General features: G+C 57.6%; 8 protein-coding genes and 1 tRNA gene. 1 reads left to right on the top strand and 8 read right to left on the bottom strand.

What is annotated here, in order from left to right; translation table 11 throughout:
* Positions 1 to 52: 52 nt before the first annotated feature.
* The 4 genes from CFE28_10965 to CFE28_10980 all read right to left on the bottom strand — a co-directional run bounded on the left by CFE28_10965 (position 53) and on the right by CFE28_10980 (position 5,876).
* Positions 53 to 1,969, bottom strand: coding sequence for a hypothetical protein (locus CFE28_10965; GenBank protein OYU70462.1), 1,917 nt, complete (start codon positions 1,967 to 1,969; stop codon positions 53 to 55).
* Positions 1,970 to 2,180: 211 nt separating this feature from the next.
* Complete coding sequence (locus CFE28_10970; protein OYU70463.1) at positions 2,181 to 3,803, bottom strand: hypothetical protein; 1,623 nt, start codon at positions 3,801 to 3,803, stop codon at positions 2,181 to 2,183.
* Positions 3,804 to 4,295: 492 nt separating this feature from the next.
* A complete protein-coding gene (locus CFE28_10975; GenBank protein ID OYU70464.1) occupies positions 4,296 to 4,706 on the bottom strand; it encodes a transcriptional regulator in 411 nt (136 codons plus the stop codon).
* 777 nt (positions 4,707 to 5,483) lie between these two features.
* On the bottom strand, positions 5,484 to 5,876 hold the full coding sequence (locus tag CFE28_10980; GenBank protein ID OYU70465.1) for an XRE family transcriptional regulator: 393 nt from the start codon (positions 5,874 to 5,876) through the stop codon (positions 5,484 to 5,486).
* Between the two features lie 385 nt (positions 5,877 to 6,261).
* Between CFE28_10980 and CFE28_10985 the strand changes: the two genes are divergently transcribed.
* Positions 6,262 to 6,337: transfer RNA gene (locus CFE28_10985), tRNA-Thr, on the top strand.
* Between the two features lie 864 nt (positions 6,338 to 7,201).
* Here CFE28_10985 and CFE28_10990 read toward each other — a convergent pair.
* The 4 genes from CFE28_10990 to CFE28_11005 form a co-directional block, all read right to left on the bottom strand.
* Entirely contained in the window at positions 7,202 to 8,017 is an 816-nt protein-coding gene (locus tag CFE28_10990; GenBank protein ID OYU70466.1) for a methyltransferase, read from the bottom strand.
* Between the two features lie 254 nt (positions 8,018 to 8,271).
* Positions 8,272 to 8,568 (bottom strand): hypothetical protein, encoded by a 297-nt coding sequence (locus tag CFE28_10995; protein OYU70467.1) that lies wholly within the window; start codon positions 8,566 to 8,568, stop codon positions 8,272 to 8,274.
* 556 nt (positions 8,569 to 9,124) lie between these two features.
* On the bottom strand, positions 9,125 to 9,487 hold the full coding sequence (locus CFE28_11000) for a hypothetical protein (protein OYU70468.1): 363 nt from the start codon (positions 9,485 to 9,487) through the stop codon (positions 9,125 to 9,127).
* 44 nt (positions 9,488 to 9,531) lie between these two features.
* A complete protein-coding gene (locus CFE28_11005) occupies positions 9,532 to 11,067 on the bottom strand; it encodes a methyltransferase (GenBank protein OYU70469.1) in 1,536 nt (511 codons plus the stop codon).
* Between the last annotated feature and the right edge of the window lie 145 nt (positions 11,068 to 11,212).

Consider the following 11,212-nt stretch of genomic DNA (forward strand, 5'->3'; position numbering starts at 1 on the left):
CCGCATTCAAGGCGTCCTTGGCGGCAGAAATTGAGCTCCCTGCAGCCCGCCCCTACCCGCTGATGTAGTGGTAGGAAGGCTTGTTGTACTGCCCGATGAGATCGACGCCATAGGTGGTTGTTCCATTGGCTATGGCGGTGAGGAAGGCGTCATTGGACAGCGCATAGTCTCCGATGTCTGCCTTGACCGCCTCTCCCAGCAGCCAGCCGACCATGGCGGCCTTGGTGCCAAGGCCATTCAGCCCATCCTGGCCGTAGAAGGCAAAGTACTGGGCCCTCGTCTCCGTTCCCCCTAGACCATCGGGCACCATACCATTCAGCAGGAGAGCAATCTTGCCGGCCGACGGCGTGGATCCGAATATGGTCGCATAGGCCTTGCTCAGAGCATCGCCCAAGGACAGGGATCCATAACCGGCCTGGAAGGACGCCTGGCCGGCCCCGGCCTTGCCAAGATTGACCGCAAAATTGATGTAGCGGTTCTCAAGGCTGAAGCTCTGATAGTAGGCCGAGTTCAGATTGTTGGCGTTCGGCCCCGTCGGCGAGACCAGATAGTCCATGCCCCCGGCCCCAGGCGTAGATCCGGTGAAGAACTGGTAGGCCAGCGTTGCCACAGACGTGGCCGATTGAGCACGGATGAGGATTTGATGAAGAGCTGCGTCCGCAGATTGGGTTCCGTTGTTGACCGCGCTCACCAGTGGGGCGGCAAACGATGCGTCTGCCCAACGCGTTACATTCAGCGCTGCGGCCTGAAGGGATTGAGCTGCTGGTGTTAAATCGCCAGTGGACAAACTCGACCCAATACGCACCAAGATGGGATGGTCCGGTACCGCAATGTTTACGGTCGTGGTCTTGCTTGTTGTGGAGATCGACTGGGTACCGACAAGAGGATCAAAAACCGCCACATCCAACGCGCTGCCGAACCGTAGTGACACATTGTGGGCAGGTACATTCGTGAGCGTCAGGGAGTTGGGGCCGTAGGCGCGAACCTCGTTCCAGAGGGCCAACCAGTAGGATCCATCAGCATTCTGGAATAGTTGGTAGTGGTCGTCAGCCGTGAGACCGCTTAAATCTACCGATAGGGACATGGGTGACAATACGCTGGGCTTGTCGTTGAGCAGGTATAAAAGGTTGTGAATTGCTCTCGCCGAGATTTTTGGCGTCCCATCAGCGGTGAATAGTCCAAAATTGTCTTCGCGATCAGCGCTGTTGGCGTGATCATCGAGAAGTTCGTAGATGTAGGTCTTGACGACGCCAAGTTGGAATGCGTCCAGAAGACCTGCCAACAGAGTCTTCGCACGGACAGTCTCATCTACCAGGTCGCTCGATAGATTATAGTTTTGCAGTCCGAACTCGGTGAATATTACCGGCCGATTTGCAGCAATCTGTGCAGCCGGGATGATGGGCCGCATGACTTCGAGGGGTGTCTGACCGTTTATCAGATAGGGGTGGGCGTTTGCGTAGTCGCTGATGGCCGTCAGGTTTCCCGCGTAGTTATAGACCGTATAGGAGTACGGCAGGATGCTCATGTTTATGACGGGGACGCCGCTCGCCTTACCAATAGCATAGAGCTCGCCCTGGTAACCCGTTACAGTTGCAGGGGTGGCGCCGACCAAGGCGCCGTAGTCGCCGTTCGGTTCGTTTGAGCCTTCAATTAGATTGACAATGCCGAGAGAGATTAGCGCCTTAATCTGCCTCAGTATGTCTTTGACGTCGTTATCGCTGCCGGGGGGAATGACAAAGTCGAACTTTATGTCTGCATCGCGCGCAAACGTAGCCCAAAAGCCGTTTTGGCTTAGGTCGGTCGAACCGAAGGGTGTGTCGCGGACATTCTTTACGCCCAGATATTTGACTGCCGACAACGCAACGCCGGGGACGAGGTAGCTGTAACCAGCGAAAAGAAGATGGGTATTGACGCCTACAGAGTTGACGAAGTCGCCCGCCCGGACGGCGGTAGTGGTAATCGTAGGCATGCAGACTCCGACGGTTTCAGGTCGACGCTAGCCTGAACGCCTCCGATGTCAGTAGGAAATCCACTACCCGCACGCAGCTCATCGCGCAATGTTAAGTTGCGAAGAGGGGCCGTTTCTAGGGCTCTTGCGCGCACCCAACCAACTGGCGCCTGCTGGGGGCAATGACGCATAGGTCGAGCGCCTTTTTCTGGTTCGCCAAAGCCCCCGCCCCCTACCCGCTGACATAGCGATAGGACGGGTTATCGAACTGGCCGATGAGATTTACGCCATAGGTAGTGGTTCCATTGGCTATGGCGGTGAGGAAGGCGTCATTGGCCAAGGCATAGGAGCCGAGGTCAGCCTTGACCGCTTCTCCCAGCAACCACCCGACCATGGCGGCCTTGGTGCCCAGGCCATTCAGGCCATCCTGACCATAGAAGGCGAAGTACTGGGCCCGAGTCTCTGTTCCCCCAAGACCATCGGGCACCATGCCATTCACCAGGAGATCGACCTTGCCGGCCGACGGCGTGGATCCAAATATGGTCGCATAGGCCTTGCTCAGAGCATCGCCCAAGGACAGTGATCCATAACCGGCCTGGAAGGACGCCTGGCCCGCCCCGGCCTTCCCGAGATTGACCGCAAAATTGATGTAGCGGTTCTCAAGGCTGAAGCTCTGATAGTAGGCCGAGTTCAGATTGTTGGCGTTCGGCCCCGTCGGCGACACCAGATAGTCCATCCCCGCCGCCCCAGGCGTCGCTCCGGTGAAGAACTGATAGGCGAGCGTCGCTACCGAGGTCGTGTTGTCGGCGGTCTTGATGACCTCCTGAATTGCAGCGGCGGTTGTCGATGTCCCAGCTGCAAGTTTCAACTGCAGGTCTGATGCAAAGGCATTGGTGCTCGATGAAGAGTCAGACCGCAAAATGGCGCTGTAGGCGGCTTGAACGACCGCAGGCAGGGAGATTTCGAGCGTCACCGTACGATCGGAAAACTTGAGAAGCTCAATACTCGTCACGGTGTCCACACCGTCCCGGCCTGCCTGACTGTCGGTGATCAGCCAGGCTCCGCTTGCCTGCTTTGTCCAGGTGTAGGCGGTCGAAGCGCCCGAATAGACGGCCGTATCGATACCTTCTCCGCCATTGACGGTGTCATTTCCGCCGAAGCTGGTGATGACATCGTCTCCCGCGCCGCCATACATCCTGTCGGCCTGTCCAGACCCGATCAACTTGTCTGACAGGACCGTTGCGACACCCGTGTCACTCAGTATCGCGACGTCGAGGGCACTGATGGCGTACCTGTACCCTGTCGTCAGGACCAGGCCATTCATCAGGTCGGTATCCATGCGGAAGTTCGGACTCGAACCCACATGGAACACATTGCCCGGGGTGATCGGGACGGCCCCGCCATAGATGGCCACCGCCTTTTCGCCAGTAAAGAAGGGTGCGCCATCGCGCACCTCAATGAGTTGATCAAAGCGCGATATGTATTGGGGTTTTACATAGGTGGTCTGGTTGATGAACCCGTTGAAGCCTAGGGCGTGACCCAATTCATGGGCGATCACGTCAACCAGGTTGTTCTTGCCGCTCGGCGTCTTTGACCCGTCCAGTGGATCGATCCAGTACCACGTCGACATGAAGTCGACATCGAAGAACACCTCAATGTCCGCGACAGCCCCGTTTGGATCTATACCGGTTCGCAGCTCATAGGCCGCGCCTTGCGCGGCTATGGTGCCAGCGCTCGATGTGACCTCAGCGACGGAGCTAAGGGACCTCCCTCCCCCGCGGTTCGCATTGTTGCTGACAAGATGAAAATCGACTTCGATCGACGCGTCGGAAGGCGCCAGATAGGAAGCCCACATAGCCCATGCCGCTTCAAAGTTCCGGACTAACAGGCTGGATTGACTGGTATATCGACCTGTCGGATCAGAGAAGACGACGTTGATTGGCACCTGGAACAAACTCCAAAATGGGTGAGTTTCGTTGGCCCTTTCATGCTGCAGGGCATGCAGAAACGATCATTTCTGACTGTGGCCAAGAAATCCGCCGCTGACCATCAGACATGGCTCCCCTGCTGTCTCAATTCGGGGCGCAGTGGGCTGCCTTGCGCGTCAATAGATTTGCCTTGACGCCACACGCCCCCTTCCCGAGCGATTTCAGGATTGAAAAGAAAGAACAGAAAATACAAGCCTTAGGAGGAGCACCATCGGGACGGCGACCCATGGATCTCCAAGGCAATCCAGGCTCGGGAACAGCCCGATTGGGCCAAACTGTCTCGTGGTTTCTATTTCAACGCTAGTTTGGAATAGTCTGAAGGGGTTGGGCGCCAGATAGATGATATTGTCTTGGGAAGTTCAGAAGACATCTGACTGGGCTTCACCAGCCAGCGCTTGCGCGAGCGCTCGAACAGCGTTTCGCTCTGGATCCGAGAGCTTCTGATAGAGGCTGAGGAGCTCTTGCGCGCCTTCGACCTTCAAGGTCTTGTCCAACTCCTTTGAGCCGCGCGTCACCTTCGGCGCCTCACCGATCAAGTCGGACACTGTGGTTTTCAGCAGATTTGCGCTGTAGACCAGCATTGAGGCCGAGATCCGGTTCCGCCCCTTTTCGTATTTTTGAACCTGCTGGACGGTGACGCCGAGGTGGGCCGCCAGCGCAATCTGCGAAATCCGCATGGCCAGGCGGCGTTCCCGCACTCGTCCGCCCACGGCCTCGTCTATGACGTGATCTTCTTGTGAGTAGGAATCATCTCGCGCCTTTTTGGTCATGGGTGAGTCCTGACTTACTACTCTCGCCTGCAGTCACCATCATCGCAACCAATGTCAAATTCTCAAGTGATCATGGATGACGTTTCAAGGGCCTTTAACACTGTCGATGTGGAAGCTTCCATTCAAGGTCTGGGCTCAGCCCTGAAACTGTGCAGAACAGGCAACTAGCGCCAACAGTGCGCTCGATGCACGGTCGGAGATCGAACTTGCTGACAATGAGGGGCGTCATCGGCGCCCAACTGGCCAACTCCGCCAGGGTCAAGTTGCGACCAATCCATTGCCGGACTTCGATGCAACGGCAGACGGCGCTCAGCATGCATGACGACAACTCCTTGTCGCCCTATGCCAACCATTGATCACAAGGGCGGAAAGCGCCGCGCCAGTGGAAATTCCTTGAAATACGCCTTGGCATTTCATCCACAGGCCAAGGGGCTAGCGCCTTCTATCCCCAATTCATCCACAATCGACTGTGAACCGAAATGTGGCCTCAGTATCACTTCCGCAGACCGACAGAAAGAAGCCTTGCCGATTTGTGCCAGGAGATCGACGCCACCCGTAAGAGGCCCATTGCGACGATCGGGAATGGGTGATCGGAACTTTGCCGTCGAGGATTTGACTGCTTCACCAGACGCCACCGGCCTCAAGCGTTCTGCCACGCCTAGCCATTAAACCTGGCGCGAGGCCATTATGCGTACCCGCTCAGGACAGGCTGACCATGAATACGCCGATGTGGGTATCTCTGGATTGAAGGCCTGCGGCCTAGCAAGCCACACGTGATCAATCGCCAGCAAGCGCATGCACAAGGGCTCGAACGGCATTGCGCTCAGGGGCAGGAAGACGTCTGTATAGGCTGAGAAGCTCGCCCGCGCCCTCTGCCCCGACTGCCCTTGCCAGCGCCGCTGCGCCTCGACTTTCGTGCGGAAACTCGCCAACCAGGTCCGACACGGTCGTCTTCAGCATTTCGGCAGCCCGGACAAGCATTGAGGCGGACATACGATTGACGCCCCCTTCGTACTTCTGGACCTGCTGGAATGCGACACCCAGATGCGCCGCCAAAGTCCGCTGGGAGAGGCCTAGCGCCCGCCTGTGGTCACGGACACGCTTGCCCACGGCCTGATCAACCAGTCTGTCCTGCGCCGGATAGGGCTCTTCGTGTCCTGGTATGACCATAGATCGATCCACTAAAAATAGACGCCGCTCCACGCTTCGGACGTCAAAGCCGACTTCACACTTCTGATTGCCGACGCAGCCAAACTCTATCGGCGTGATCTGCTAAGATTTACTTGCGGGGCACTTCCGAGCCTCGGCGTTGGAGATGCTGAGAGGGCTGCCCCATTCCGTCCTGCATGTGTGTGCCCTATACCTGTCCCCGGTCTACAGATTCCCGGTGGGACATCTGCAGGAGCAGGCTGAGGCGATGCACTTCTTGACCCAATTGGCGCCTTGCAAAGCCATCACTGACATTCGGGCCTGGCCGGCGACTGCAAAATGCCGATTTGGTTACAAAAAGCTCGATCCGGTGGGGCGAAGTTTGTATGGGACTGGCAGGGATTAAGCCGCTTTAGCTCAGCTGGTAGAGCACATCATTCGTAATGATGGGGTCAGGTGTTCGAGTCACCTAAGCGGCACCACCTTGCTCCAGGATCGCATAGCCGACCGGATGCGCTGAACAATAGATGCCGGGCATGCCGCAGGCCCGGGTTTGCCAAGCGCGAGCGAGACCCTTTCGGAAATGCGGCGGGTTGTCGCGCCCTATTGATGGACCAGGTTGATTGTCGCAGAGTGATTAAACCTGTGGGCTCTCGCAGCCGCCGACCGGACATACGGGGTACAAAGACAGCACAAATTGAGCTTTCCTGTGGATAGTTTTGATTTGCGGAACCTTTCCGGTTCCCTGCCGGGCAATCCTTCTCCGTACGCGCGCCCAGACCCGTTTCCAGAAAACGGATCCAGCACGGGGTCAGGGATTTCCTCCCCGGACCTCCGAATGCGACCAAAAGACATGGGCGCCCAGGCTTGAAGGGCGTGCGGTACACTTGAAAATCGGCTGGCCCCGAGGCCCGGATTCACGTGACCCCCGCCAATTCATGGCAGGGGTCACATCAGCCCATGGTGGGGCGCCGGGCTGTCGGCTTTCATCAAAGCCCGCGCTGTGGGGGCGCGTGACGCCATTATAACCTGGTTTCCAGGTCAGAGAACACCTCAAGTTGATCACCCATGAATGTGGTGGATTTGCCCATCAGACGTGCATGCCTGGTCGGGAGTCTGACTGTGGAACCAAGACATGAGTCAAATCCCAGATAGTTGGGAATAACTGGCGCCAGATCCCCCAAAAGCGATTGACGGCGATCTGCCCGTGGCCGATTGTCCGCCCGCTTACTCTACAGTTATGGCTCCGTAACCATGGTGGTTGCGGGGCCATTTCTGCTATATGGGCAGACGCTGGCATGCTGGAAAATGGCGCGCAGTCAGAACCAGGCCCCACCCGGCAAATCCTACATTGAGAAAGTCCGCGCCTGGAAGGCGCCATCGGCGACCGTATCTGTGAGCGTGAAACCGGACCGCTCAGCCAGACGAAGGGGCGCCTCGCCCAGCGGGAAAAACACGTGGAACCGCGTAAAGGCGAAGGACCACTCATAGCAAGGCGAGGCGTGGACCATCTTGCCATCGGGTTTCAACAGGTCGCGGAAGTCCAGGAATTGCGCCAAAGGCGAAAACAGGTGCTCGATCACATTATTGGAGAAGATCCCGTCAAACCGTGCACTGACCTCTTCCCGGCGCCGCACCACAAAGGGGCTGTCGGTCTGTGCATTGGGCTCATATCCCCAGACATCATAGCCTTGGGCCCTCAATATCTCCACAGAGCGGGACCATGCGCCGCTGCCCCAGTTCAGATAGAGCCGGTCGCGGCTGGGCTTTAGCAGATCAAAGGCCCGCAGCTCTTCTTCTGTTGAATCTCCTTCACTGTAGAAGGAATAGAGCAAGGCGTAGTCAGCCGAGACAAGCGCATCTGGCGTCCTGAGATATTTCAAGGGCCCAAAGACACAGCCACACTCCGGGCACTCCAGCCGTTCCAGGCGCCCGCCACCGAACACGCACTCATCCACGCGGCCGGCGAAGGCCCCGGTCTGCCCGGCGTGACCACAGGCAAGGCAGGAAGCCAGGCCATCATCCGGCACAGCGGCTTCGAGACGATCCAGGGCGTTCCAGTAAGCCGGCACGATGAAGTCCCGGAGGCGCTGATGCTGCCCTTCAAGCTTTTCAAGCCGGATCTCCAGGTCATCAAACCGGTGTCGATCGCGATCTCGCATGGCTTAACATCTCGCTGAATGAACATCTCAAGCCAAGGCCTGGCGGCCAGGACCACTCTGCGACAAGGCAGTTGGGCAAGGCCTGACATGGAAACCTAATATTGCCTGTCAAATCAGGCAATCAGAACCCGGATTGCAACCTGCCGCCGTTGCCAAGGCTTCTGTTCCAGCCCTCCGCCCATACCCCTCCCTGAGTACACGCTTCATCGGGACGGCCGTCCTAAACAGCGTTGCCCGCCTGGACACCCTGGCGCTCAAACCATGAGGTGGAAATGGCTGGCCAGCACCTGGACCAGGCCATAGGCGGTGGCGACGCAGGCGCAGGCAATCACAAAGGCAATGGAAACATAGCTGAGCAGGAAGGAGCGGCTGACCTGGCTTGCGGGTCTGGCCGAGGACCGAAACCATTTTCCGGCTTCACCGAAGACGTAGCTGTTATTGAAGAAATAAATGGCCGTGCAGGCCATGGCGACAACCGGAATTAGACCGGTCTTTGCCCCCATGGCGCCCAGAATTCCACCAAGGGCCAAGGCGAATCCGATTTCCAACATAGCGCTATCCTATACTCAACACACTTGGGCGCCCCCACGCCCGTTCAGAGATCCCAAGCGCCCCCTCGCCAAATACGATACTACCTACCGATAACTCAACCTCCAGACAATTTCGTGACCGGCCAGGATGTATGGTCGTCGGGCCCACTCTTTTGTCACCTATCCGCCCTGCCCGCTGAATTTTTGCCAATGGCTAGCGCTGTGAGCTCCAGCACATGGCTGCCTTACCTCCGATGAATTGGCGGCAGGATGAAGATCCACACCCATTCACGTTTCACCGCAAATCAGATGTCCCCAAACCGCCGTGCTAAGTGGCAACCAGCTCCTGGACATGCCGTCTGCGGTGGTGAAACAATCACTCAAATCCGGCGTACTGAGGACTGTTTGTAGACCACGCTCCGCCCAAAGATCGCACATTCTTCCAGTTGACGCCCCTGCGACCGATCGCCGCCCTGGATGGCCAGGTCGCCCTTCTACCCTACCGGACAGAATTGGCGTCAGCCGCTAACCTAAAACCATGACGGCCACTTGCGAAGTCGGATTCCTCTCGGCCAACCTAGGCGGACTGGGCGTTCGCAACCACCAGCAGGCCAATCATGATGATCCCAAAGCCGAAGGCGGCCTGCCACGATACGGGCTCCTTGAAAACCAGCCAGGCCAGGAGAGGCACAAGCCCCGCCCCGGCCATGGAAAAGGCATAGGCCTTGTACAGTGGCACGCGGGACAGGATGTAGACCCAGAGGATAGCCGTCAGGCCATACCAGGCAAACGCCCCCCACAAGGGAAGGTTATTCATCAGCCTAGAGACGATCGATCCGCCAAGACGTCCACTCTCAATGGCCGCCAGTTTGAAAAGCGTCTGGCCGGCAGGCAGCGCGACCGCGAAGACGGAGCACAGGGCAATATCCTTGAACGTCATGCGACAATCCTTACGACCCTGCCGATCGACCTATCCCGAGCTGGCTATGCAATGCCGAGTGATTTCAGGATTGGCAGCTTCAGATCCCCAAAAACCACAGCCTGGCGCGTAAGTTCCGCGAGGTTTTCTTCAGCCGTTAGAAGGGTTTGCCCATCTTTTATAAGGCTCTGCCCCACCCCGGCAATTCGCCCCCAGGCCTGCTCTGCCCAAGCCTGCGGCGTCTGTTCACCGGCCAGATATGCCGCCAGGAACATCTGCTCAAATCGCTGAACCACAAATCCACCCCCCGTCACCGGGCTCGCGAGATAGGTGATCTCCGGCCGAACGTCGGCCTGAGCCATGATCTTCGCATTCAGTCGGACGCAAGCTTGTGCCGCCGCTGCGACGCGCTCAGGATCCTGCGCAACCTGTACGGCTCCCATTCCAACCAGGATAGGAATGGCCGAGAGCGCCTTCTGAGAGGTAATACCTGCGCCCACGCCCGCCGCTTCTACTTCTGCTACCGTGTGTACAGCGCCATCCGCCAAGAAATCCAAGAGCGGCCCATAGACTTCAGGATGAAGCGATGCCTCCCCCAGCGCACCGGCTACCTTAAGGACAACTTCGGCCCTGGGGATGGTGAGAACAATTCTCTGGGTACGAACCGCCCGGATGCGCTCCACCGCATTGAGACGTGACGCACCCTTGATCCAGACATCCCTCCGAAACTGCTGATTGACACAAAAGTCTCGAATGCTTTCCCGGTAGTTTGTATCGCCAAGGGTTCCCAACAGTGTCTGCTGTTCGGCGGTCAGGTTGATGACATCAACGCCATCCAGCGGATGTGCAGAGCAAGCGAAGCCGACCTTCGCCGCATCCATACGCTGCGCGAAGTCTGCGTAGTAAGTCACATTCCAATGATCGGTCAGATACTCGTGAGCGAGGTAGTTTTTGTTTTGAGTCGATAGCGGCTTCATGCGCTCCGCTGCGCGCGGAGCCGCCTTCAGATAGAATGGATCTACGGCGGCAAGTTGGTCCAGAAAGGCGATGCTGGAGTCAATGCGACTAAATAGAGGCGAGGCTGGCGAACCAATCCTGTCCACGTGTTCCTTGAACAGCTGACGAATTGGGGCCAGATCCGCCCAGCCAGGGAAGGTATTATAACTTACATACAGAACTCCGCCCGGCCTCAGCTTCCGGCGGACGAAATCGATCACCACATCCTGATTTGCTGTGGAAATCCAAGTCCAGACCCCATGAAGCCCTATGAAGTCAAACTCAGGGAGATCTGGCCGGGAACAGAATTCCGCAAAACCTTGCTCATCCAGGCGGTTCGCCTGCGAGGTGGAATCCGACAAGCTCCTGGCCTGGGCCGCGTGTTGCGGATTGAAATCAGTACCCCACCACTCAGTGCCCTGTGCAGCACTGTGGATCGAAATGGAAACTCCCTGACCGAACCCTAGTTCACACGCATTACCGAAACTCGGGGACTGATATCCAGCATATGCCAGGACAAACGCCGCCCGGATCGGGTTCAGCTCACCATAGTAGCCATGTGTGTATTCAACATTCTGCACATGACCCTGGCCTGTTGCAAACATAGCTCTCTCCGCCCCGACGTAAATATGTGCGGCCTAGATACTGGGCAAGGAACTTCTGCACTCAGAATTGCGGCCACTACAAAAAGAAAACGGCGGAAGACCTAAGTCTTCCGCCGCGGTAGAGCCCCCGCCCCAAAATGAGGCG

The organism is Alphaproteobacteria bacterium PA2, from assembly GCA_002256425.1.
In the GTDB taxonomy this organism is placed as follows: domain Bacteria; phylum Pseudomonadota; class Alphaproteobacteria; order Caulobacterales; family Caulobacteraceae; genus Phenylobacterium.